The organism is Pseudoalteromonas sp. NBT06-2, assembly GCF_002276045.1.
Lineage (GTDB): Bacteria > Pseudomonadota > Gammaproteobacteria > Enterobacterales > Alteromonadaceae > Pseudoalteromonas.
Genome location: NZ_NQMR01000035.1, coordinates 1 through 25,414, shown reverse-complemented (window position 1 = coordinate 25,414; position 25,414 = coordinate 1). Strand labels below are relative to the sequence as shown.

The 25,414-nt window shown below is 33.8% G+C and carries 24 protein-coding genes; 12 read left to right on the top strand and 12 right to left on the bottom strand.

Annotated elements, in window-relative coordinates; translation table 11 throughout:
* The first annotated feature begins 182 nt into the window (after positions 1-182).
* The 4 genes from putP (at position 183) to CJF42_RS09310 (ending at position 4,718) form a co-directional block, all read left to right on the top strand.
* Entirely contained in the window at positions 183-1,667 is a 1,485-nt protein-coding gene (gene putP / locus CJF42_RS09325) for a sodium/proline symporter PutP (protein WP_095366428.1), read from the top strand.
* 1,097 nt (positions 1,668-2,764) lie between these two features.
* Positions 2,765-3,133 (top strand): ExbD/TolR family protein, encoded by a 369-nt coding sequence (locus CJF42_RS09320; RefSeq protein WP_095366427.1) that lies wholly within the window; start codon positions 2,765-2,767, stop codon positions 3,131-3,133.
* Positions 3,134-3,246: 113 nt separating this feature from the next.
* The gene (gene pdxH, locus CJF42_RS09315; protein WP_212668797.1) at positions 3,247-3,888 is read left to right on the top strand and encodes a pyridoxamine 5'-phosphate oxidase; all 642 of its coding nucleotides are present in this window, start codon (positions 3,247-3,249) and stop codon (positions 3,886-3,888) included.
* 17 nt (positions 3,889-3,905) lie between these two features.
* Entirely contained in the window at positions 3,906-4,718 is an 813-nt protein-coding gene (locus tag CJF42_RS09310; RefSeq protein WP_095366425.1) for a TatD family hydrolase, read from the top strand.
* 23 nt (positions 4,719-4,741) lie between these two features.
* Here the strand turns inward: CJF42_RS09310 and CJF42_RS09305 are convergent, their stop codons facing one another.
* Positions 4,742-5,374: an AhpA/YtjB family protein gene (locus CJF42_RS09305; protein ID WP_095366424.1), complete on the bottom strand. Its 633-nt coding sequence runs from the start codon at positions 5,372-5,374 to the stop codon at positions 4,742-4,744.
* A gap of 92 nt (positions 5,375-5,466) precedes the next feature.
* Here CJF42_RS09305 and serB point away from each other — a divergent pair, with 92 nt between their 5' ends.
* On the top strand, positions 5,467-6,480 hold the full coding sequence (gene serB / locus CJF42_RS09300; protein ID WP_095366423.1) for a phosphoserine phosphatase SerB: 1,014 nt from the start codon (positions 5,467-5,469) through the stop codon (positions 6,478-6,480).
* Between the two features lie 33 nt (positions 6,481-6,513).
* Here serB and CJF42_RS09295 read toward each other — a convergent pair whose 3' ends face one another.
* Positions 6,514-9,042, bottom strand: coding sequence for a PilZ domain-containing protein (locus CJF42_RS09295; RefSeq protein ID WP_095366422.1), 2,529 nt, complete (start codon positions 9,040-9,042; stop codon positions 6,514-6,516).
* Positions 9,043-9,274: 232 nt separating this feature from the next.
* Here CJF42_RS09295 and CJF42_RS09290 point away from each other — a divergent pair, with 232 nt between their 5' ends.
* Positions 9,275-10,216, top strand: coding sequence for an aq_1923 C-terminal domain (locus CJF42_RS09290; RefSeq protein ID WP_095366421.1), 942 nt, complete (start codon positions 9,275-9,277; stop codon positions 10,214-10,216).
* Between the two features lie 293 nt (positions 10,217-10,509).
* On the opposite strand, the gene serA is transcribed toward CJF42_RS09290, so the two are convergent.
* From serA to CJF42_RS09245, 9 genes are all read right to left on the bottom strand, one after another.
* Positions 10,510-11,739: a phosphoglycerate dehydrogenase gene (serA, locus tag CJF42_RS09285; RefSeq protein ID WP_095366420.1), complete on the bottom strand. Its 1,230-nt coding sequence runs from the start codon at positions 11,737-11,739 to the stop codon at positions 10,510-10,512.
* Between the two features lie 20 nt (positions 11,740-11,759).
* The gene (rpiA, locus tag CJF42_RS09280) at positions 11,760-12,416 is read right to left on the bottom strand and encodes a ribose-5-phosphate isomerase RpiA (protein WP_095366419.1); all 657 of its coding nucleotides are present in this window, start codon (positions 12,414-12,416) and stop codon (positions 11,760-11,762) included.
* A 95-nt stretch (positions 12,417-12,511) separates the two neighbouring features.
* Positions 12,512-13,093, bottom strand: coding sequence for a 5-formyltetrahydrofolate cyclo-ligase (locus tag CJF42_RS09275; RefSeq protein WP_095366418.1), 582 nt, complete (start codon positions 13,091-13,093; stop codon positions 12,512-12,514).
* Positions 13,094-13,104: 11 nt separating this feature from the next.
* Positions 13,105-13,671: a hypothetical protein gene (locus tag CJF42_RS09270; RefSeq protein ID WP_095366417.1), complete on the bottom strand. Its 567-nt coding sequence runs from the start codon at positions 13,669-13,671 to the stop codon at positions 13,105-13,107.
* Between the two features lie 159 nt (positions 13,672-13,830).
* Positions 13,831-15,357 (bottom strand): S10 family peptidase, encoded by a 1,527-nt coding sequence (locus tag CJF42_RS09265; protein WP_095366416.1) that lies wholly within the window; start codon positions 15,355-15,357, stop codon positions 13,831-13,833.
* A 285-nt stretch (positions 15,358-15,642) separates the two neighbouring features.
* Positions 15,643-16,368: a LytR/AlgR family response regulator transcription factor gene (locus CJF42_RS09260; protein WP_095366415.1), complete on the bottom strand. Its 726-nt coding sequence runs from the start codon at positions 16,366-16,368 to the stop codon at positions 15,643-15,645.
* An 8-nt stretch (positions 16,369-16,376) separates the two neighbouring features.
* Positions 16,377-16,928 (bottom strand): histidine kinase, encoded by a 552-nt coding sequence (locus CJF42_RS09255; RefSeq protein WP_095366414.1) that lies wholly within the window; start codon positions 16,926-16,928, stop codon positions 16,377-16,379.
* Positions 16,929-17,058: 130 nt separating this feature from the next.
* Positions 17,059-18,147: a histidine kinase gene (locus CJF42_RS09250; protein WP_095366413.1), complete on the bottom strand. Its 1,089-nt coding sequence runs from the start codon at positions 18,145-18,147 to the stop codon at positions 17,059-17,061.
* Positions 18,147-19,229, bottom strand: a complete 1,083-nt coding sequence (locus CJF42_RS09245; RefSeq protein WP_095366412.1) for a sensor histidine kinase — start codon at positions 19,227-19,229, stop codon at positions 18,147-18,149. Before CJF42_RS09245 ends, CJF42_RS09250 begins: the two co-directional genes overlap by 1 nt.
* A gap of 353 nt (positions 19,230-19,582) precedes the next feature.
* On the opposite strand from CJF42_RS09245, the gene CJF42_RS09240 reads away from it, so the two are divergent.
* The 5 genes from CJF42_RS09240 (at position 19,583) to arsJ (ending at position 24,053) form a co-directional block, all read left to right on the top strand.
* On the top strand, positions 19,583-19,921 hold the full coding sequence (locus tag CJF42_RS09240) for a P-II family nitrogen regulator (protein ID WP_095366411.1): 339 nt from the start codon (positions 19,583-19,585) through the stop codon (positions 19,919-19,921).
* 12 nt (positions 19,922-19,933) lie between these two features.
* Positions 19,934-21,160 carry an ammonium transporter AmtB gene (locus CJF42_RS09235; protein ID WP_095366410.1) on the top strand — a complete coding sequence of 409 codons (1,227 nt, stop codon included), beginning with the start codon at positions 19,934-19,936 and terminating at the stop codon, positions 21,158-21,160.
* Between the two features lie 247 nt (positions 21,161-21,407).
* The gene (locus CJF42_RS09230) at positions 21,408-21,740 is read left to right on the top strand and encodes an ArsR/SmtB family transcription factor (RefSeq protein ID WP_095366409.1); all 333 of its coding nucleotides are present in this window, start codon (positions 21,408-21,410) and stop codon (positions 21,738-21,740) included.
* A 10-nt stretch (positions 21,741-21,750) separates the two neighbouring features.
* Positions 21,751-22,761: an ArsJ-associated glyceraldehyde-3-phosphate dehydrogenase gene (locus tag CJF42_RS09225; RefSeq protein WP_095366408.1), complete on the top strand. Its 1,011-nt coding sequence runs from the start codon at positions 21,751-21,753 to the stop codon at positions 22,759-22,761.
* A gap of 101 nt (positions 22,762-22,862) precedes the next feature.
* Positions 22,863-24,053 (top strand): organoarsenical effux MFS transporter ArsJ, encoded by a 1,191-nt coding sequence (gene arsJ, locus CJF42_RS09220; protein WP_095366407.1) that lies wholly within the window; start codon positions 22,863-22,865, stop codon positions 24,051-24,053.
* Here the strand turns inward: arsJ and CJF42_RS09215 are convergent.
* The gene (locus tag CJF42_RS09215; RefSeq protein ID WP_095366406.1) at positions 24,050-24,592 is read right to left on the bottom strand and encodes a TetR/AcrR family transcriptional regulator; all 543 of its coding nucleotides are present in this window, start codon (positions 24,590-24,592) and stop codon (positions 24,050-24,052) included. The two genes, arsJ and CJF42_RS09215, sit on opposite strands and share 4 nt — an antisense overlap.
* A gap of 118 nt (positions 24,593-24,710) precedes the next feature.
* Between CJF42_RS09215 and CJF42_RS09210 the strand changes: the two genes are divergently transcribed.
* Positions 24,711-25,367, top strand: a complete 657-nt coding sequence (locus CJF42_RS09210; RefSeq protein WP_095366405.1) for a glutathione S-transferase family protein — start codon at positions 24,711-24,713, stop codon at positions 25,365-25,367.
* The last annotated feature ends 47 nt before the right edge of the window (positions 25,368-25,414 follow it).

Here is a 25,414-nt window from a genome sequence, read left to right as displayed (position 1 = left end):
CTTGAATATATTGTAAATATGATGTTTTTACATTAAATATTTCAATTATCTGACAATATTGTGTCGTTATCGTATTTAAATATTCATTTGTTAGGGGGGATATAGTAATAGATTATTAAAAAATGGTATTGTAAGTAACTATTACATATATGTATATAACAATCACTTTATTGGAGGTTAGCTTGGAATTAGGAACGCTTATTTCATTAGCGATATATTTTATCGTTATGCTCGGCATAGGTTTTTATGCTTATAAAAAATCAACCAGTGATGTATCTGGTTATATGTTGGGTGGTCGCAGTTTAAGTCCGAGTGTTGCCGCATTATCAGCCGGTGCTTCAGATATGAGTGGTTGGATGCTAATGGGTCTACCTGGTGCTATGTACCTTTCAGGTTTAAGTAGTTTATGGATTGGAATTGGTTTAGTCATTGGCGCATTTTTAAATTATTTAATTGTTGCTCCTAGATTACGAACTTACACTGAAATTGCTAATGATTCTATTACCCTACCTGATTTTTTTGAAAATCGTTTTGAAGATAAATCTCATATGCTAAGGTTAGTTTCATCAATCGTTATAATTGTATTTTTTACCTTGTATACATCATCAGGAATAGTCGCTGGCGGTAAATTATTCGAGTCATCATTTGGTATTAATTATGAGTTTGGCTTATATGTCACAGCTGGAGTTGTAGTTGCATATACTTTATTTGGTGGATTTTTAGCTGTAAGCCTTACTGATTTTGTACAAGGTTGCATTATGTTTGTTGCTTTAGTTTTGGTACCATTTGTTGCAATAAATGAAGTAGGAGGGATAAATAAAATGCACCAATCTATCACTGCTATTAATCCTGAGCTATTGAATATGCTCAATGGTGTCAGTGTACTTGGGATTATTTCAGCTATGGCTTGGGGTCTAGGTTATTTTGGACAACCACATATTATTGTCAGGTTTATGGCAATTCGTTCAGTGAAAGATATGCCTGTAGCAAGACGAATTGGAATGAGTTGGATGATAATATCAATCATAGGTGCTATGGCGACAGGTTTTGCGGGTATTGCTTATGTAGCATCTACAGGTATTCAATTAGATGATCCTGAAACTATATTTATTTTATTATCACAAATTTTATTTCACCCTGTGATTGCTGGTTTTTTATTAGCAGCCATTTTAGCTGCAATTATGAGTACAATATCGTCACAACTATTAGTAACTTCTAGTTCGTTAACGGGGGATTTTTATCAAGCATTTTTAAATAAAGATGCAAGTGATAAACAGTTAGTTTTAGTGGGTCGTATTTCTGTATTTTTAGTGGCACTAGTTGCTATATTTTTAGCATACGATAGAGATAGTTCAATTCTTACTCTAGTCAGTAATGCATGGGCTGGTTTTGGTGCTGCTTTTGGTCCTGTTGTAATGCTAAGTCTTTATTGGAGTAAAATGAACCGTAATGGCGCTTTAGCGGGGATGGTTGTTGGTGCTGCAACCGTTTTATTCTGGATATATGCGCCAATTACAATAAATGGTGAATCATTAAGTGCCACTATGTATGAATTAGTACCAGGCTTTATCTTATGTACTTTGACAATCATCATAGTGAGTAAACTATCTGGTGAACCACAGCATTCAATCGTAAATAAATTTGATGAGATGCTTAAAGAACATTAGATTATCCCCACAAATTTAATTAAGGCCACTGCGTGGCGTGATTTAAATATTAAATTAACCAAAGCACATTCTAAGATGAAATGTGCTTTTTTTTGCCCAGCGAAGCTGGCAAACCGGATAGGCTGCAAGAAGCTTTATCATGCTGACTAAGGGGAAGATAATCTGAATGGTAAGGGCGTTATTGGCTAACGGTGAGGTTGAAGGAAGCCATAAGAAGTTAGAGGTACACAACTAACCGTAACCTGTTTCTGCGGTATTGGTAGGTAAGCGTCCAAAATAGTGCGACGCCCGATACTTAGTTAATCCAATACGGTGTTTGAGGGTGGTATTTCTAACAGGGAGCTATTGCAGTAACGGGGGAAGCCTGGCACTGTATCCAATCCGAATGATTGAACGTGTTATTCAAGAGGTGACTCAAGAATATTGCGAGTGTGAGGTGGCAGATGATCCCGTAGTAGCGAGTAAGGCTAGGCCGATGAAAGCCAGTAATGGTGTGGAGGAGAAAACCAAGTGGACCATCACATCATGTTTGATGGAGTCAATTTTAGTCAAAAGCTTTAATTGATTGCGAAAGGGGAAGCATGCTTTAAGACTTTGATGAGTTGTGAGTTTTTATCATTGATACACAAGCCGCCTGATCAGCGGGACAAGCCGAATTGGTGCACTAGGAATAATGACGTCTGATGTGACAGATTGTATATGAGAAGTAATTGTAGTGAAGTTTGGTAGATTGCCTTTGTGCTAGAACGCCAAATCCTGCGATGAAAGTTACCACAATGTTTGGAAAATGAGCGATGGCCATAAGGCGTACTATACTAGATTACAAATTAGCATTGTGGCACTAATGATGGTGATATGAAGTATGCAGGATCCGTATACGAGGTCCGTACGTAAGGTTCTGTGAGAGGGATAGGGAAAAAGCCAAAAGTCTCACCCTATTTGTTATTCATAAAGCCTCCAATATCTCTTTTTATTACTTTTCTTAATATTGCTCACTTGAGCTTTGTTTACTAACTTTAAAAAATGATGTGAACTGAGTAGGACATCATAATGACCCGAAAAAACGAATTTATAGAGAGACTGATGCTGATGTAGATATGACCCCTATGCTGGATATAGTGTTTATTTTGTTGATATTTTTTATCGTAACAACATCATTCGTAAAAGAGCTTGCGATAGAAGTTAATAAATCTGAAAATAATAGTGCTAAAGTGAGTGTGAATAGCGCTATTTATATTGAAATCACAGCACAAGAACAAATATGGTTAAGGTATGGTAATAAGCCAAAACGATTAATTGATTTAGAGCGTGTTGAAGCAAATATAGAACGCGCTTTAGCTGAGGTTGATACCCAGAATGTGATCATTAAAGCGGATGCACAAGTAAAACATAAGTTGGTGTTCAGCGTTATGGATCATATTAAAGCGACTTCAAATTTAAAGATTAATATCATGTCTGTTGATTAGCTAATTTCAAAACTGCGATAAATTTTTTTTTTAAAATTAATAATCCCGCTTTGAAAATAAGGTATTATGACGCCATTAGAGTGCATAATCTTAGTTAAAGACCCAACGGATCAATGATGAAATTAGCAGATATTAGAAGAGAATATTTAAAAAATGGATTAAGTAGAGATTTATTGGCAGATAATCCTATTTCACAATTTGAATCATGGTTAAAACAAGCTGTAGAAGCTGAGTTAGCTGATCCTACAGCTATGGTTGTGGCAACAGTGGATGAGAATGGTCAACCTTCACAGCGTATCGTTTTACTAAAGCATTTAGATGAAAATGGATTTGTATTTTTTACCAATACGGAATCTAGAAAAGCCCAAGAGTTAGCACATAATAATCAAATTTGTTTACACTTTCCTTGGCATAACTTAGAGCGACAAGTTATTGTTTATGGGAAAGCTGTTCCGCTTTCAAAAATGGCTGTAACCAAATACTTCTTATCTCGACCTAAAGAAAGCCAAATAGCGGCATGGGCTTCAGCGCAAAGTCGACCTGTTTCATCAAAAAATGTATTGATGGAAAAGTTTAATCAAGTAAAAAACAAGTTTTCACAAGGTGAAGTACCATTACCATCATTTTGGGGGGGATATTGTATTGAACCTCATAAAGTAGAGTTTTGGCAAGGTGGAGCGAATCGCTTACATGATCGTTTTATGTATCAAAAGCAAGATGATGATACTTGGCAGGTTGAGCGCCTTAACCCTTAAAATTAGAGGCACCTTTTATGCGTGAATATCATTTTTTTGATTCACATTGCCATATTGATTTTGCTGAGTTTGATGAAAGTAGAAACATGTTATTACAGCAAGCTTTAAATTCAGGCATTATTAAAATGCTGGTACCAGGAGTAACTTTGGTACAATCAAAACGCATTTTATCAAGTCTTGAATCTTGCATAATTAACTCTTCTAGCAAGATTCAAGACTTGATCCCCAAGCTCTATTTCGCTGTTGGTTTACATCCATACTTTTTCACTGAACATAAAACACATCATATAGATGAGCTCGAACAGCTTTGTGTATTAAATAGAAATAAAATCGTTGCGATAGGAGAGTGTGGTATTGATAGCTCTATTGCTGATACTGAAAAGCAGAAATCGCTTTTTATCGCCCATATTGCATTGGCTAATAAGCTTGAATTACCTTTGATAGTTCATCATAGACAAAGTCATAATTTAATTGAACAAGCCTTTAAGCAAATTAGACCTCAATTTGGCGGTGTAATACATGCCTTTAGCGGTAGCCTCCAACAAGCAAAGTCATATATTAAAATGGGCTTTAAAATTGGCGTAGGTGGTGTGATCACTTACCAAAGAGCGAATAAAACACGTGCTACTATCAATCAATTACCTTTAGAGTCTTTATTACTTGAAACTGACGCACCTTCTATGCCTATTTCTGGTAAGCAAGGTGAAATAAATACACCTATTGCCTTAATTGCTATCTTTGAGCAATTAGTATCGCTTAGAAAAGAGAATAAAGATGTTATTTCAAAGCAGCTTTACATAAATAGTTTAGATATTTTTAATTTAGTATAATAGCTTTATTGTGGAATATTACTTTATTCGAGTTCAGATGATTTAGTTTGTTTTAATATTTTTTTTGTATAGCGATTTACTTGCCAACGTTTAATGGTTCTTGCCGTTAGCCAAGTTAGAATACAGCTTAAAATTAACATTAAACCAATCTGCCGACTTAATTTATGAAAATAGTTATGGCCCTCACTCATTGCTGCACGAGATAAATAAGTTATTCTTACAAATCCTGTACGTATTTTACCATTAAACATAGGTTGAATTATGGGGGATGAAAGCTTAGATATTCCTGGCATAGCATTGGGTTGTTTCAAATACTCTTGATACAAAAAACTGTCATCGCTTTGAATAATTAAAGCGCCATATTTATCAAAAATAGAAGCCGAAACCACATAAGGATCTTTTACCATATTGTTTACTATAGTTTTTAATTGCTTAGGTTTATTGTTACTTAATGCATCTTTAGCAGCATAGGACATTTGTAAAGCTAAGCTTCTTGCCGTGTGGTGAGTTTGTTTAGCGATAATTTCGTGGCTATCAAAGCTAGAACTAAAACCTAAGTTGATAAGTAAAAATAAGCAGATAAGTGTAAGCGCCAAGCGAAAGGCTCGTTGATACATTGTTGCTATGGTAGGATTATTAAGTTGTTTTTTTTTCATATTGCTCACTATGCTAAAGACATTTTCTCTATTTCTTGGTAGAAAAGCAAATATTAAACGTATCTTAAAATGTGAATCTTTTGGAGTTTTAAATGTCATCTTACAATTTATCTGAAATTCAGGATAAAAAATTATCATCCATATTAAAATTGGGTCAATGGTTTAGATTATCTATTAAGGAATCACTTTTAACTGAAAATGCACATGCTCAATGTCCACAAATGAATTACTTGCTGGCATTTGGCTGTGAACTAACTTCGTTTCATCTTAATCAAATTTTAGATTTCTTAAAATCAGAGCAAATAGATGATGCTAATATTTGCTATTTTCAGCCGGATAACAATTTAGATCCAGCTCTGGTTATTAAGTGTCAATTTGATCGAGAAAAATTTAAACCCTTAATAGATGAACTTTCAAAGGCTATTTATTGCCAACTTGCTGTTTTTGATGATGCTCCAAGCATAGATCAACCTGGTTTATTGGTTATGGATATGGATTCAACCGCGATTACAATTGAGTGCATAGATGAGATTGCTCGTTTAGCGAATGTGTATGAAGAAGTTGCTTCTGTTACAGCTCAAGCTATGAACGGTGCTTTAGAGTTTGGCGATAGCTTACGATTACGAGTAGCAAAACTAGCAGGTATTGAGCTTAAGTTGATTGAAAAATTAAAAGAAAACCTGCCATTAATGCCAGGTGTACTTGATTTATGTCATTTATTAAAAACAAAAGGGTGGAAACTAGCGATAGCATCTGGTGGTTTTATTCCTTTTGCTGAGCGTGTACAGCAATTAATAGACTTAGACTTTATTCATGCAAACGAATTAGAAGTTGCAGAAAATAAATTAACTGGAAAGGTATTAGGTGTCATTGTTGATGCGCAAGAAAAAGCTAATTTTTTAAATAAAATGGCAAATGAACTGAATATAGATATCAAACAGACTTTAGCTATGGGAGATGGCGCTAACGATTTAAAAATGATGTCAGCAGCTGGGCTGGGCATTGCAGTTCATGGTAAACCTAAAGTTGTTGAAGCTGCTGATGTTGCTATTAATACGGGATCACTTTTACAAGTAGCATATTTTATTTCTATACCGAAGATGTAATATCGTTTGATGCTAGAGTTAATCTTTATAACTCTAGCTTATTCTTTGTATCCACTGACTTTTTCTTTGATTCATCGCTTCAACTAAACTAGCTTCAATATTAAACCTTTGCATTAATTCATTTGAAATATCTAACATTTCGCCCACGCCAACAACAGACCATAGTTCGTTTTCTAAGATTTTAGCTTTGTGTATTGCGTATTGCGTGATATAGCTTAACTCTTTTGCTAAGTAATCAGTATCCGGACGACCAGTTCTAGAAATATAGACTCTAAAACCAAAAAAAAGCTCTCGTTTGATACATGCAGTCACAAAACTTTTTTTGTTTATTTCGTTTGTATCTAAGGGAATGTAATCGATTATAATTGCTGACTTAATATCTTTAGCCGTAGGATTAAAACGTAAATATAACTCTAATTGGAAAGGTTTATCTTGGCGTTTCATCTCTTTCAATTTAGGTATAAGTAAATCATTGAGGACGTGATTTGGAAATATGCTTTCGATATTAAAATATTCTTCAAGCAAGCCAAACTGACTTAAAATTAAATGCAAAGGGTTTGAATATAAACCATGGCCAATTGCACCCACTGAATACCCAGAGCCGAGTTTATGGATATAAAAAGGGAATTGACACACTGCTTTTGTTTGCATATTTCTCAAAGCAGTAGAAAGGCCTGGTACTTTCTGAGATTCTTCTGATGCTATAAGCTTAGATTTATTATGTAAAATCAGCTGTTTAAAAAAAGTGGTACCAGTATGTTCGCTATCAAGTGTTGGTCGATAGCTACGAAGGTTAATTATTTTCTTTGTTTTACTTACGGCCATAACTTTATAAGGTAAATTCTGTAAGTCGTGTTTTTTAGTGATTTTTTGTAAATCAGGTAATGTCATCAATACTAAATCATCATTTTCGTATAGAGTTGGTTTATCTAATTCGATCTGTAAACCATTTTCTGAAAAGTCACGTGTAGTTCCTGTTAACTTTCCTGTTAACTTTCCTGTTAACTTTCCTTTTTCTTCTTGCTCTAAAGCAACTGAGGTTTTATACAAGAATCGCGTTTCGGATCTTAAATTTACATATTCTAAAGAAATAACATCAATATCAGGATAGTGAACTTGTTTTGAATGACCAAATTGTTTCAGCGCATTAGCTTGATCTTTTATGAATTTATTTTTTTGATATTCACCTTGAGATTGTTTTGTTGTGAGATCTGTTAACAAAGCCAAGTATTTTATATTCTTTATAATTCCTTGAACACGAGGCGAAGGCGGTTTGTTTAATTTTGCAATTTCTGAATCTGCTGTTTCAGGCAATGATAAAGGAATAAAAGCATCATCAGTATGAGTGGGCATTATTTGAACTTTAAAAGTTCGCCAACTGGGTTTATTACTACCAAATCCTAAAAATAGGCTCTTTAACGCAGGCGTTTTTTGAAATTCACTATCTGTTGCTGAATAGTAATATATTTTACCAGCTGAAATATGGGTAAAACTATAAAATAAACCTTCCTTAACATGTCCTGGCTGAGATAAAATTTCAGTTAAACGCGTTTTATGTAAAATACTACTTAAAATAAAGTTTTTATTTTCATCATTAAAATAACGAATTGTATCTATATTATTTTCGTTACTGAGAAGTAAACGTGGTATGAGTGAATGTTCATTTTCTTCGCTGAAAAAAATAGAAAGAGATGTAATTCGAGGTAAGTAATATTGCTCATAACCTTTAACAATGACCGCATCTAAAGTATTGTCTAAATTCACCTTATAACGGCGTTTATTACCATGAATAAAGCTTTTTAAAAATTCATCAAAACTGGCATTGTTTTCAATGTAAGTCCGTTTCATTCTAATGTGATTTGTATCGTTATTGATATTCTTTATCGCAACAACTTCATACTCAATACCTTCTTTTAAGCCCAGTTCAAAGTCTTGTTCTAAACCAATTAAACGCATTTTTATTTTTTGTTTGTGTTTTAGTTTATATCTTGAAGGGACTTTTACTTTACAGCCACTAACCGAAATATCAGAAGTGCTAGCCTCTACTTCATCTGAGGAGGTTATTTGAATTTTAACTTTAATAGCATAATTCATTCGCTCTTCTATCCGAGTTTCATAAGAGGCAAACTTTACCATGTGACAATTAGTTTCTTTTGGATTTTCTTGTGCTATTTCTGAAGTGTTTAATGCTTTTTTTGTTGCTTTTTTTTGTAAAACTTTGTGATTGTTTTCTGTACTCATCACTGTTTCATAGACAGCTAAAGTATAATCACCATATTGCTTGACTGCTTTTTCAAAGACCTCTATGGCCAAATTATCCATAAAGTGCTGTTTGCCATTGTACTCATAAGCTCTCACTTCACCTGTTACTTGTCCTCTTAAATCAATAACCCTAGCAACAGGTTGCGAAAGTCGCGTCATTTCCATTTTTAATAAAAATTGTTCAGGCTTCGATAGCTGAGTTGTTTTATTTTTAAAAACAAGCTCAAATTTTTCTGCGCCTAAATCAGATTTAAGGTCTTGGATTAAATCTTGATATTTAAGCAGTACATCATCAGCCATACAAAGGTTCCATCGTCTTATACTAATGTAAATTAATCATTATAATAGCGGCAATTAATTGTCGTTCAAACAAATAATTCGTTGAAAATAGGATTAATTGTTATAAAAAGGAAAAACAAGCAAAAAATATGCCTTTAATATATATAATCATATGACTTATCGAAGAATTCCCTTTATATTCATTCTAGTTTAAAGTTTTATGCGAAGCATATATAAGATCTATGGAGATCAAATGAAAAAGTTATTAATTGGTACTTTAGTTGTAGCTGCAATTTCGGGTGGCATTGGTTATGCAAATTATTCAGTAACACAAGAAGCTAAAATAGAACTTGATAAACAATTGGCAATGATAAATACAGAATTAGGTGTCAAAATTGATTATCAGGATGTATCAGTAAATGTATTAGATAAGTCATTCTTAATTGAGAAAATTAAATTGGTCGGGCCAGACGGTAGCCACTTTGCAGATGTTAAATCAGTCAAAGTCATGGGTTATGATCCGCAAAAAATTACAGAGTATGCAGAATTTAAATTAAAAGAGCTTGTTATTTCGGAACAGTTAAAACAACAATTACCGCCAGGTATAGCTGATGAATTTATAAATTCAAAAATTAACCTACTTTCAAGCATGAAATATAATGAAAATAGCAACCATGCTGATTTTGAAAATCAAATTCAATCATCAGGTGTAGCCGGTTTAAAATTTAATTTTTCGCTTACTAATGTGAAAGAGCTATTTGATTTTTCAATGCAAATGAATAAACAACATCAGGCGCAAGTAGACTCTGGTAAAGAGCCTACTTTAGAGCAACAATTTAAACAACAAACTCAGTTGATGAATGTAATACAAGGAGTAAAACCTGAAAAACTTAACTTTGAAGTTGCTAATTTAGGCAAATTAGAATCAGCCTTGACTCAGTTAGCTTCGGCACAAAAAATGGAGCTAGGACAATTGAAAGAGATGATCAAACAGCAACTTACTTTTTCTCCAGCACCACAAGTTTTAAAAGATGGCTTAACGATTTTCATTGATAAATTGGGCTCTTTGAATATTTCTATTACAGTGCCTGAAAACATGAGTATTGCCGATTTTAAAAAACCTGAAACATTGCAAAAATTAGCTTCACCGGAAGAAATGGCCAATTTTTTAAACTTAAAAGTGGCAGCTAAATAACTTAAAAATGAAAACGTTTTTTTTAAGCGCATTTAATTCATTAATGTCATTTTCATTTGAATTTTCACGTCAATATTGTGTATCTCTACGATAATTCGTTTTGTAATACGTCACAATATAGTCACGGCGCCATCAAAATAGCGATTGATATTTGTATTAAATGTTGCTTGGTATTGAGACTTCAATTCGTCTTTTCCAAAGTTCATTATAAAAACAACTATGTTTATTGGCCTAAAAATAAACCATACTTAATAAATACAAGTATGGTTTTTTATACGACTTGTAAAGCAAGCTTAGTGAAGTATACGAGCTTTAATTGTACCTTCGATTGCGCGTAACTCTTTTAATGCAACTTCAGAATGTTCTGTATTTACATCAATTACAACATAACCGATATTTTCATCTGTTTGTAGGTATTGTGCAGCGATATTAATACCGTGCTGTGCAAAAGCTTGGTTTATTTGAGTTAAAATACCTGGGTGGTTTTCGTGAATATGCAATAAACGGCTTCGGCCTTGTAATTCAGGTAATGATACTTCAGGGAAATTAACGGCTGATACAGTGGAGCCATTGTCAGAGTATTTAGCTAATTTTCCGGCTACTTCAATGCCGATATTTTCTTGTGCTTCTTGTGTAGAACCACCCACATGTGGTGTTAAAATGACATTATCAAACTCGCGTAATGGAGAGATAAACTCTTCATTATTTGATTTAGGCTCTAGAGGGAATACATCAATCGCTGCACCAGCCAATTTATCTTCAGATAAGGTTTGCGCTAAAGCATCAATATCAACAACAGTACCACGAGAGGCATTTATTAAGATCGCGCCTTGTTTCATTACTTCAAGCTCTGCAGCACCAATAAGGTTTTTAGTTTGCGCTGTTTCTGGTACGTGTAAGCTAATTACATCAGAAGTTTGCAACAATGTTGTTAAACTGTGTACTTGATTGGTATTACCAAGAGTTAACTTATCTTCAATATCATAAAATTGAACATTCATGCCGATATGTTCAGCCATGATACCCAGCTGAGTTCCTATATGGCCGTAGCCAATAATACCTAGCGTTTTGCCTCGGGCTTCAAATGAACCTACAGCTGATTTGAACCATTCACCTCTATGTGCCATAGCATTCCTTTTTGGGATGCCACGAAGTAACATGATTACTTGACCTAAGACTAACTCTGCTACTGAGCGAGTATTTGAAAATGGTGCGTTAAAAACAGCAATACCACGTTTTTGTGCATCAATTAAATCAACTTGATTAGTACCGATACAAAAACAACCAATAGCGATTAATTTTTCTGCTGCACCTAGAATATCAGATGTTAGGTGGGTGCGCGAGCGTATACCAACAAAGTGGACATCTTTTATCTTTTCGATAAGTTCAGCTTCAGGCAATGAAGTTTTGACATACTCAATGTTAGTGTAACCATTGCGTTTTAGTGTTTCTACAGCGCTTTGGTGTAGACCCTCTAATAATAAAATTTTAATTTTTTCTTTTGCCAAAGATATTTTGTTCATTGCCTGAGCCTATTAATCAATTATTTAATTACTTGTGGACCGTCAGGCGTACCTATAATAACAATATCCGCACCGCGTTGTGCAAATAAGCCATTTGTAACTACACCAACAATCTGGTTAATTTTATCTTCTAATGCTTTAGCATCAGTAATCTGTAAATTGTATACATCTAGGATGACATTACCGTTATCAGTAATAACACCTTCACGATAAGTTGGATCTCCGCCTAACTTTACTAATTCTCGTGCCACATAACTGCGAGCCATCGGAATGACTTCTACAGGTAATGGAAATTCACCCATGACTTCAACTAGTTTTGTGCTATCTACGATACAAACGAACTTTCTAGCAACAGCAGCGACAATTTTTTCTCTTGTTAATGCTGCACCACCACCTTTAATCATGTCTCTTTGATGATTAATTTCATCTGCACCGTCTATGTATACACTTAAATTATCAACATGATTTAAGTCAAAAATTTCGATACCTAATGCTTTTAGCTTTTCGGTTGAAGCTTCTGAACTAGAAACAGCACCAATAATATTGTCTTTTACTGATCCTAACGCATCTATAAAGTGATTCACGGTTGAACCCGTACCTACACCAACAATGCTGTCTTTTTCAACATATTCTAGCGCAGCCCAAGCAGCTGATTTTTTCATTTCATCTTGCGTCATGTATATCTCCAGCTTTGAAGTGTATTTTAAAACACACTTCAGAGTTTATAATTAAGGACGGTATTTTCTGCTATAGCATTATACTAAGTATTACATTACCAACGGTAGAGTTTTTCAGGGGTTACTATGGTTTTTAGTGGAATATCCCAACTTTCAGTTGGCAATTGTGCTACTTTTTGGCAATTATGTGCAATGCCAACTAATAGTGGTTTTTGCCAACCTTCTTTATAAAACCTAGCTAATGTGCGGTCGTAAAATCCACCACCCATACCTAATCGATTACCTGAATCATCAAAAGCCACCAATGGCGTAAATATAATATCCAACTCACTAACAGGACATACATGACTGCAATTTAATTCGGGTTCAAAGATACCATAGCGATTAGCCTTCATGGGTGAGTTTTTTTCATACTTCTGAAACAGCAAATTTCCGCTTGTGAATGGATGTAAAACGGGCAGGTAAACTTCGTGGTTATCTATTTGTATTTTATCAATTAAACTTGAGGTGTTTAGTTCGCCATCATTACTTAAATATACCGCTATCTTAGCGTTTTTATAGCTATTTAATAGTTGAGATAAATTCACTTTCACGGCGTTTTCTGCATTTCTTTGTTCTTTAGATGATAATGAATTGCGCTTTTTTCTAATTACGTCTCTAATTTCAGTTCTTTTCAAGGTATGACCACTTAAAACTTTAATAAATCAGGGTAAGCGAAGCTAATGCCAAGCGCGATAAGTAAGATTAAAAGAATACAAGAAATAATCGTTAAAAATAATCGACTAGATCCTTTTTTTATAGGTGAATCAAAGTCCTCATCAAACTCTAAAGGTTCAGATGTTTCTAATAGTTCATTTTCATCATCTAAAGAAGGGAGTTGTTCGGATGTATTTTGAGACAGCTCATCTACTTTTTCTTCTAATCTAATTAAACTTGTCGTGATGTAATCAAGTGCACTCATGATTTTTGCATCTTTTTCAGCTTGACTAATCGCAGAGTTGCTTTGCTGATCATCGACTTTATTTACATTTGCAGTGATATCAATAATATTGACATTAATGCCCATAGTTGCAAAAATATTTTGTTGTTTTAGGGCTTTTTCTTGGCTAATAGCATTAAATACCTCCTCGCCTTGTAAGAATTTATCAGCGACTGCAGAACTTAACTTTAATTTAGTTTGTAAAATATCTTTAGCTTGCAGTTCACTAAGCTTACTAGATAATGATTTAAAAATTATTTTAAAGCTTAAACTCATGAAGTTTATCTCGATATTCATGTTTGTGTTAGTAATATAGAAATTATATAGGGTTTATGTCAGTTGTCTAAATAAAATTAAAGTGGATATGGGTATAAGCTATTATTTAAATATAATAAAAGCCGATTGAATATCGGCTTTTTGAAGAAGGTGCAAAAGCTAGTATTTAGCTGATTCGCCTTTTTTAGGTAAAGACGACTCAATAAATTCTCTTAAGTCTTGGTTTGAGCTTTCTAAATCAGCACGACGTAAATACATCATATGGCCACTTCTATAACCTTTAAAGCTCATTCGGTCTTTCATTTTTCCGCTTGGGTCTAACTGCCATAAAGTATATTTAGCATCAAAGTAGTTTGTTGCACCATCATAATAACCGGCTTGGAACATTACATTTAAGTATGGGTTTTGCGCCATAGCTTGACGTAAGTTTTCACCTGTTTTGTTTTTAGTACGATCCCAAGGGTGAACAGGGCCAAACATATTGTATTTAAGATCTGTTTTATAGTTTAACTCTTCACGTAAATAATAGTTTATTGCTGGGGTGAAAGAGTGTAACCAAGACGTTAACTCTGCTGAGTAATCTGGACGTTCACCTGTGTCACGTTTATCTATACCTAGGTAACGAGAATCTAGGCGTCCTAAAGTAACACCTTGATCACGAAGTAATTCTTTCCAAAAGAAAGATACTGGTATATCTAAGTTATTTTTCGCTACAAATGTTTCAGAAAGACCTGAGTAATGAGCCACTTTTTTGATGGTTTTTTGTTTTTCATCAGATGAAATGAAGCCACCTTTAGCAATAGCTGGGATAAGCTCATTAACTGTAAAAGCTTCTACTTCTGGTAAAAGTGCTTCTAAATCTTGCTGCTGTAAATCACTTGTTAATGCCTTGTGATACCAAGCAGCTGCAGTGAAGTAAGGTAAGCGGTTAGCTGCTTTTACTGGGCCATCACGTCTAATGCCAATATCTGTTGGTGATACTAAAACAACACCATTTAAATACATCCATTGCCGGTTTTGTAGTTCAAGTGCTAAACCCGATACACGCGTTGTACCATAGCTTTCACCAATTAAAAATTTAGGAGATAACCAACGATCATGACGGCTAACAAAGGTATTTACCCATTGTGCTAAATATTTTACGTCGGCGTTAACCCCAAAAAACATTTCTTTTTGCTTTGCTTTTGAAGGTAGTTTACCTTTTTCGTTTTCTAAAATGCGTGAGTAACCTGTATTAACTGGGTTTACATATAAAATATCAGTGATATCTAATACTGAAAAAGGGTTATCTTGCACACCATATGGCTGTACTGGGTAGCCTTCATTGTCAATGTTTAATACACGAGGACCTGTATAGGCTAAATGCATCCATACCGATGCCGAACCTGGACCACCATTAAATGAAATGAGTAATGGGCGCTTTGCTTTATTTTTTACACCTTTTTTCTGGTAATAGCTGTAATGTAAGCTAGCAACCGCATTACCTTTCTCGTCCCATACTGGTTGAGTTCCGGTCGTTGTGCTATAAGCTATTTTTTCGCCTAATATTTTTACTTTATGCTCAGTAATAACAGTACTATCTGCTTCTATTCGTCTGTTATTATTTTCTATATTGTTCTGAGTCGTGGCCCAAGTCGTATTAACTGTGCATAAAGCGATAAAACTAAGGGTTTTAACCAGTTTCATGGTGTTTCCTAAATATATCAAAGTGACATTAGCATGCAATATCCCGTTTATAACCGCAAAACCCTTGAGACTGATCACCAATAAACGCGTTAAAGTTAGCGTTAATGAGAAAAATCTTTAAGCTGCGTTATTGATCTTGAAAAGGGAATAACCATTCTCTACAATCAATGTCTTGCCCTAAGCGTTTCTAATTTCAACTGAATCCTGCATCTTGAAGTGGTTTGTGTATATACCCATTTAGCATGGGTATAAAAATAAAAAATGAGCCAATCTCATTTTTGTTTTTTAAAGTTGTGTAAATTCTAAAAGCTGTTTGAGTTTAGTCGCTTGTCGTCGAGAGATTTCAATCGTTTGACCATTGCTTAATTTAGCCTCTAAACCATAACTAATTGCTTGTTCCATGCTTTCGATTGCATCTAAACGAATTATGTCTGAACGGCTCGCTCTAAAGTAATGGTTAGCATCTAGCTTCGCTTCTATTTTATTAAGTGAGCTGTGTAAAAATGCTTTACCGTGAGGTGTATAAATGGCGGCATGGTTACCAATAGATTCAAAACGAATAATATCACTTAGTGGAATAATTCGCATAGTTTCGCCATATTTCACCATCAATTTGTGATCATCAGGTAAGCTGGTTTGTTTTTTTGATTGCTCAAGTCTGATTTCTAATTTGGCGATAGCATCTGAAAGTCTTTCTGGGTTTACAGGTTTGACTAAATAGTCCATTGCATTTAAAGAAAAGGCATCAACCGCAAACTGATCGTAAGCAGTACAAAAAATAATGTTTACGTCATCGCCTAAAGATTCAGCAAGCTCTAATCCAGTTGAACCTGGCATATGAATATCTAAAAATATGGCATCAGGTTGCTGTTCTTTTATTTTTATAGCTGCTTCGTCTGCATTTTTAGCTTCATCAATAATTTCAATGTTAGAATGCTTTGATAATAGACGCTTTAATTCGTTTCTTGCTAAACGTTCATCATCTACAATAATCACTTTCATACTTGTCATTTTTTTATTTAAAGCTTATTAAGCTCTAACTCCATCTTGTAGCTGTTAATTGTTAATTCTTGTTTTAATGTATATTTCACTGCACCATCTAGTGATGATAGCTCATTGCTAAAGTCGATATCGCCTTGCTTTAATTTTGGGGCTTGCTCTAAGCATAGTGAAAATAAAATCCCAGAATTAGTTGTAGAGCAGGTTAAGTTAAGTGTATTTTCAAAAACGGAATATACATCTTTTTCATGTAATAACTTTTCGACTATAGGTAATAAAACAGAGCTAGGTAGTTTTAAATACTCACCTAAATGCATACCATCTAACTTAACTGTAATGCGTTCTTCTAAACGTAACTGCTCAAGACTTAAATATTGTGTGATATGGCTTAATTCATTTTGTACCGATGTGGCAATTTTACCATCGGATAATTTATAACGTAATAGATGCGCTAATTCGCTGAGTAGTTCACTGGCTTTGTCCTGATCCTGAAAAATGGTATAGCGAATTGCATTCATACTATTAAATATGAAATGAGGATTAAGTGCTGAATCAGGTTGTTTATTGAACATAAATAGCTTTATCCATATTTTCTCGTAAATAAATTGTGGTCATGTTTATTTTATTTTTACTTGAGTTTAAATTTAAAATTGTTTTTTTCCAAATGTTAAATGATAAAGGGTTAATATCAGTGTTAAATGGTCATTGATCTGAACTAGTCACTGAATTAATCACTAAAGGCAATATTAAAATGAGTTTATGACTTTGCCTGTCTTTTTTAACATTTAACTGTGCTTTACCTTGATACATATATTGTAGCCTAAGGCGTAAATTTTTAAGGTAGCTGAAATCTGATTTATACTTTTTAGCTGAAGTATGTAACATTTCAATTTTATAGTTATTATTAGTGATAGCGCCGTCAATACTGAGTGCATGAGTTTGATTTTTAGCATTATTTAAAATGTGTGACAACATAAAAATCATGCTCATGGCGGGTAAGTTAGGTATATCTTCTTGGTTATTTAGTGAAATATGTATGGTTTCAGGTGAACGGTTTTGCTCTTTTAATAAGCTTAAATAGTTATTTAGGCTGGTTAATTCTTCGTTTATATCGGCATGATTATTTTTACTTGATAATAAATTATACCTAAATAGTTCAGAAGCTTGCGTAATAATATCAGCAGCTAATTCCGTATCTTTATCAATGGAAGTTTTAATTGCATCCATAGTCGCATATAAAAACTCGGGATTAATTTGATTTAGTAACAGTTTCAATTCTTGGCTATCACTTTGTTCTTTCAGTTTTTTATAGAAACGACTTGATGAAATAAAGCTATAGATGATTAACCACATGCCTATTGTTGTCCAATATCCTGACCACTGCATAAAGAATTGTAACCAAAATGGTAAATTGTCAGAGTTTTGAACATTAAGAGCTTCAAAAATATCCTTAAATGTAAGCGAAGCTGAGCTTAATAGATAAAATGTAAAATCTAATAATAGATAAACGGTTGCGCAAATAATTGAGTTCAATAATAGCCACAAAATATTGTTGAAAATGCCATAGCTTCTTTTTTCAGCATATTTATAAATGCCTCTAGTAATAACATGAACACAAAAGAACATGCTAATTATCGTAGATATTGAGTAAGAAATGATAAAACCTTGGGAGGCAATAGAAGAAAAAACTTTTAAATTTGAAAATGTAACAGTAACAATAAAAACTAAAAAATATATACCTTGGTATTGCCAGTACTTTTTACCTACTTGTGTCAAATAGGAAGACTTCATTATTTATCCTTAAGTGGTAAAGAGAGTGTTGCGGTAAATGAATTTTCTGTTTTTTCTACTTTAATATGTGCGTTATCATCATACATCAATAATAAGCGTTGTTCTAAATTAGATAATCCAGTACCTGTGCCTAGGGCTTTATATTTTCCATGATAGAGTGGATTAGTGACTGATAACTGCCATTTTTCATCTGTTTTATTTGCTGTTATAGATAATAAGCTTTGCTCTATACGCGGTGCAATACCGTGTTTTATTGCATTTTCTAATAAAGTTAATAAACCCATTGTAGGGACTTGTAATTTTAGTAACTCAGGTTCGATGAATATTTCAATTAATAATCGCTCTTCTAATCTAGTTTGTTCAATATCCAAATAAAACTCACATACACGTAATTCATCTTCTAATGATGCAGTGATTTTTTGATTTGAACTTAAGTTATACCTAAATAGTTCGGTGAGTTTATCTATCAGTTCTTTTGCTAATTCTTTATCTTCAAAAATCATTCCACGGATACTGTTCATAGAGTTGAATAAAAAGTGTGGGTTAAGCTGGCTCATTAATAAGGTTAACTGGCCTGATTTTATTTTTTCTTTAATTTGCACCCGATTTCTGATATTTGTGAGTAAAAAATACGATGTGCTCCATACGCAATATAATAATGAAGTACTAATAAGCATTTTTAATGCATAAGTTAATTGCCAGCGAGTGTTATAAGCTCCCATATTTTCAAAATATGCAGTGTATTCGTTACCAATGCGTAATTTTTTTGTCATGTTATCAATGTCAGGGAGCAAAACAGCCTGTAAATTAACGACTAAAGCGCTATCTACAAAACAAGAAATTAAAATACAGCCAATCACAGTTGCAAATAGCTTTTTACCCGAGATCCCAGCTCGCTGTTGATATTTTATTGCTGTACGAATAATAAAATGAGTTAAAGTAATAAGTAATATTGAATTTATGATGAAAAGAGAGAACACAGCCCATTCAGGATAGAGTGAAAATTTATATTGTCTGAAAGGTAAAAATTGAAGTGCAAACAGCACACATGCTGTAAGCGCCTGAATAATCCAGTAACTCATTGAAAATTTAGGTCCTTTTTTAATGTTTTTATTGGGTGATTATATATACCCATGGCACATTTTACTGAGTATTGATGTCAAGAATGCCACATTTTACTTTATTTGTATCTGTATTAGTCAGTTCCCTTTTAATTAGGCGCACCATACGTGCCTATTTACGCACCGAGATGGTGCGTAAATGATTGTTGTTATATCAACTTTAATCATAACTATATGAAACTTTGTGTTTTAAATTTATGGCACAAAGGTTGGATTATCTAGTTCATGAAAATAGTTAGTTACAAAATAATTAGTAGCTAAGAACTAAAAAAAACTAGTTAACTAGCAAAAATTGAAAGTAAGGGGATTTAACCATGAAAATGATCAGTGCCATTATCAAACCTTTCAAACTTGATGATGTAAGAGAGGCCCTTTCAGACTTAGGTGTTGAAGGTATGACTGTTGTTGATGTGAAAGGTTTTGGGCGTCAAAGAGGCCATACAGAGCTTTATCGCGGTGCAGAATATCAAGTAGATTTTATTCCAAAAATAAAATTAGAAATCGCTACTAAAACTGAAAATGTAGATCGTTTAATTGAAGTGATTACAAGTGTTGGCTCAACAGGAAAAATTGGTGACGGAAAAATATTTGTTTATGACTTAGAGCAAATCGTGCGTATTCGCACTGGTGAGCTAGATGACGAAGCAATTTAAGGGGATAAAATAATGGAAAATACAGTATTAGAACTGAAATTTGCCTTAGATACTTTTTACTTTTTAGTATCTGGTATTTTAGTTATGTGGATGGCTGCGGGTTTTGCCATGCTAGAGGCGGGTTTAGTTCGTTCTAAAAATACCACTGAAATCTTAACAAAAAATGTCGCGTTGTATGCTATCGCTTGTACTATGTTTTTATTAGTTGGTTACAACATTATGTATGTAAATAATGCTGAAGGCGGTTTTATTCCGAGTTTAGGTGCTTTAATTGGCACTCAGGCTGAAGGGGCAGATCATTCTTTAGAATCTGATTTCTTTTTCCAAGTTGTTTTTGTTGCTACTGCTATGTCAATTGTATCTGGTGCAGTGGCTGAGCGAATGAAGCTTTGGTCTTTCTTAATTTTCACAGTGGTATTAACGGGTTTTATTTATCCATTAGAAGGTTACTGGACTTGGGGGGGGGGATTCTTATCTGAATTAGGTTTTGTTGATTTTGCAGGTTCAGGTATTGTACATATGGCAGGCGCTACGGCTGCTTTATCTGGTGTGATTTTATTGGGGGCACGAAAAGGAAAATACGGTAAAAATGGTGAGATTTATCCTATACAAGGTTCAAACTTACCAATTGCTACTTTAGGTACATTTATTCTATGGATGGGCTGGTTTGGTTTTAACGGTGGCTCTCAACTACTACTATCTGATATGGAAAATGCTTCTGCTATCGGTAAAATTATGGTCAATACCAATGCGGCAGCGGCAGCGGGTGCAATTGCTGCTTTATTAGTATGCAAATTACAATGGGGCAAAGCTGATTTAACGATGGTATTAAATGGTGCATTAGCAGGCTTGGTTGTAATTACTGCAGATCCAGCATCTCCTTCACCTGTTTTATCTCTGTTATTAGGTGGATTAGGCGGCTCTTTAGTTGTATTCAGTATTGTAATGTTAGATAAACTTAAAATAGATGATCCAGTTGGTGCAATTTCAGTTCATGGTGTATGTGGTATTTTAGGTTTATTATTAGTGCCAATTTCAAATACTGATGCAACAATTGTAAAACAGTTAATAGGCATTGCATGTATCTTTAGCTTTGTATTTATTGCCTCATTTATTACTTGGATGATTATTAAAAAGACCATGGGTATACGTGTTGGCGAAGAAGAAGAGTTAAATGGTATGGATCAACATGATTGTGGTATTGATGCTTACCCTGAATTTGTATCTATGCGTAATTAATAGAGCAGATAATAAATATATCCGATTGAAATCATAAATTATGATTAAACCTCAAAATCCTCACTATTTATAGTGGGGATTTTTTTCACACATATCAATTAATCTGCTTTCATATGTTAGTTTCACTTGATTTTTTAATAAAGAAATTAAGCTTATAGTATTACTCATCTTCGATGAAAAAATAATTGCATCGTAAGATAATTAAAATATATAATCACACTATATATTTGCTTATCCGTATGTAGAGATGTTAACAGAAATTTCCCAATTTTATAAAACCTGTAGTGAGCCTGTTAGGCTGAGAATTTTAAATATTCTATTAAATAACCAAAAAGTATGTGTATGTGATCTGGTAACAACTTTGGCATTACAGCAGAGCATGGTGAGTCGGCATTTAACCTATTTAAAAAATGCAGATATTGTCACAGTAAGCCGATCTGGTACTTGGCGATATTATGAATTAAATACAGAGTTATCAGCAGATAAGTTAGCAGTGCTAAAAATTTTAAAAACACAGCTTATGAATCATGAGCAATGTTGTGCAGATATAAATCAATTTAAAACAAGTTGTTGTGATTAAGGAGTTAAAAATGAAAGTTGCTATTAATGGTTTTGGTCGCATGGGTAAATTACTTACTCGTTTATTAATAGAGCAAGACAGTCATGAAATTGTATATATCAATGATCCAGCCTGTGATGCTAAAACAGTGGCACATTTATTAGCTTTTGATTCAGTCCAAGGACGATTTAAAGATAATGAAATTACATTTTCAAGTTCTCAAGTAGTAATAAAAAATTTAAAAATAGACGTAACCAGCTTATCTGATTTAAATGAATTACCTGTAGAAAATATAGATTTATTAATTGATTGTTCAGGTAAATATCGTAAATCTGCTTTATTTCAAGACTTACTAGATAAAGGTTTAAAAAAAGTGTTAGTTGCATGTCCTGTTAAAGATGATGGCGCAATTAATCTAGTCTATGGCGTTAATCATCAAGATTATGATGCGCAATTGCATAATGTGATCACTGCTGCATCATGTACCACAAATTGTTTAGCACCTGTTATTAAAGTATTAAAAGAGTCTGTTGGTATTAAACATGGTTCAATGACAACTATTCATGATATTACAAATACTCAAACAATCGTAGATAAAGCTCATAAGGATTTACGCCGTGCTCGTGCCTGTGGTGAGTCGCTTATTCCGACAAGTTCAGGTTCAACAACCGCTATTATGACGATATTTCCGGAACTCGAAGGTAAGCTAGAGGGGTTAGCTGTGCGTGTACCTTTGTTAAGTGGTTCTTTAGTTGATTTAGTGATAGAAGCTGAAAAAGAAACGTCAGTTGAGCAAATAAATCAGTTATTTGATGATGCAAAAAATAATGAGTTAAAAGGTATTTTAGATATTGAATATCGCCCACTGGTATCTGTTGATTTTGTTGGCGACCAGCATAGTGCAATCGTTGATGGTTTATCTACTCAAGTGATTAACAAAACGATGGTTAAAGTACTTGCTTGGTACGATAACGAAATAAACTACGTCAGTCGTATGCAAGATATTATTGATTTAATAGATCCGCTGCGCGTTTCTATTTAGACCATTACGTGGCTGTTGATTAAATCTTAGATAGTGGTCTGTTATTTAATCTACGCAGGCAGTTTTTTGAAGATTCACTTACTTATGTATAAAGAATATCTATGAAACAAAATATTAAAGATTACATGTGGATCACTGGATCATACTGGGGGTTTACACTCACAGATGGTGCTCTTCGCATGCTGGTGGTTTTATATTTTCACCAGCTTGGTTATAGCCCATTAGAAGTTGCTTCATTATTTTTATTTTATGAATTCTTTGGCATTGTGACTAATTTATTTGGTGGTTGGTTAGGTGCCAGGTTTGGTTTAAAAACCACTTTATTTAGTGGTTTAGCATTGCAAGTATTAGCGCTGGTACTATTAGCGCAAACTCAGTGGTTGAGTGTTATTTTTGTGATGTTGATGCAGGCTATATCAGGCATAGCCAAAGACTTAAATAAAATGAGTGCTAAAACAGCCATTAAGCAGTTAGTACCAGAAAATGATGGTTCAACACTGTTTAAGTGGGTGAGTATCTTAACGGGTTCCAAAAATGCGTTAAAAGGCATAGGTTTCTTTTTAGGTGGTGTTTTATTAAGTGTATTTGGTTATCAAATTGCGCTTTATATTATGGCTAGTGGTTTATTTTTAGTCGCAATATTGTGTGCGCTAAACTTAAAGTCGAGTTTAAAATCTAACAAATATAAAGCAAAATTTAGTGAGCTGTTTTCAAAAAGTGATTCAATCAATTTACTGTCAGCGGCTAGGTTCTTTTTATTCAGCGCAAGAGATGTCTGGTTTGTTGTTGCCTTGCCGGTATTTTTAATATCAGAGCTAAATTGGCATCATAGTTCTGTTGGTACGTTAATGGCGGCTTGGGTGGTTTTATATGGCATAGTACAATCAATATCGCCAAATTTATTAGGTTTTAAAACGCAACATCCAAGTGCGAATACCGCTGTAAAAAGTGCATTAACGTTATTAGCAGCGCCTTTAAGCATGATAGTGGCTAACTATCTGGGTCTGTCGGCGCAAGGTGTGGTTGTTATTGGTTTATTGTTTTTTGCTGTTGTATTTGCAATCAACTCTGCTGTTCATTCATTTTTAATCGTACATTATGCCAATAGTGATAACGCATCATTAGATGTTGGTTTTTATTATATGGCAAATGCCAGTGGTCGATTATTAGGCACTATTTTATCTGGTGTGTTATATCAGCAATATGGGTTTCAAAGTACCATTTGGACCAGTTTTATTTTAATCGCTTTATGTGTATTAATTAGCTTAAAGTTAGCGCGTAAAGTGGATTAAAATTCAGTAATGGCCTTTTGACAGGCACTTAAAAGGTCATTGCTAAACTCTTTATCGTTGAGTGCTCTAGAAATTGCCAAACCTCCAATCATAAGTACTGCACTTTGTAGTGCTTTTTGTTGATCGTCAGTATGCGTATTTACCTGATTAACAAAACCTTTGAATATCTTAGTATAAGTGTTTTTAACTTCTTTATTTTGCTGTGAAATATCAGATACTAAAAATGCTAAAGGGCAAGGCTGTTCAACAGTGTTATCTCTATGGGTTTGGCTTAAGTAATATTGCGCTATGTTAATTAAACTATCATTACTATTTTTGGGTTTTCTGACTTGTGCAGCTTTTGCACCTTTAATAATAGCTTGAGAATATAAATCACTCTTTGATTTAAAGTGAGAATAAAAAGCCCCTCGAGTTAACTGCGCATCTTGCATCACTTGGTCGATTGAGATTTTTTCAAAACCATTATGAGCAAATAACTTTGCAGCACTCATTAATATTTTATCTTTTGTTTGCTGTTTATGTTCTTTATGCCAAGCCATTATTAATACTCCTTTGCTGTTGATGTTTGAAATTATGTCATAAATTTATAATATGTTCTTGAACATATTATAAATCATATTAAATTGATTACATCTTACTAAAAAAGGAATGAATCAAATGCGAGATGCCAAACAAAATACACCAGTACATATTTATGGCGAGAAAATGTCTAATTTTGTTCGTACGGTCATGATAGTGTGTGAATACAAGTCGATACCTTTTACTTATGGTTTTAGTATTAAAGATAAGGCTGTCGCATTTAAATCAGAACAACATATGGAATTACATCCATATGGTAAAATTCCTGTATTGTTGGACCAAGATTTTTACCTTGCTGAAACATCATCAATTTGTCGATATTTAGATAATAACTTTGCAGGACCAAAAGTTCAGTTCGAGCAAGCCAAACAAGCGGCATATCATGATGCTTTTTGTGCAATAGCATCAACTTATATTGATAAAGCATTTATAAGAGAGTTTTTACTTGAATTTGCTTTTCCCAAAGGAGAAAACGGTACTGTACGCATGGATGTGGTTAAAGCGGGTATACCTAACGTTCATAATGCCTTAAGCGTGATAGAAAAAGAGTTGGTAAGTGATAATCAGGTGATTAATGGTGAGCGCTTAAGCATAGCTGATGCATTGCTAGTGCCTATGTTGCACTACATTAATACAGTAACACGTGATTTTAAGCTTTTAGAAGTGCATCCTGAAATTGAAGCTTATTTAGTAAACCTAATGAGATTTGATTGTTGTAAAAAAGTTTTATTATAAGAACAAAAAGGCCATGATTTAATGGCCTTTTTTGTTTGCCCAGCGAA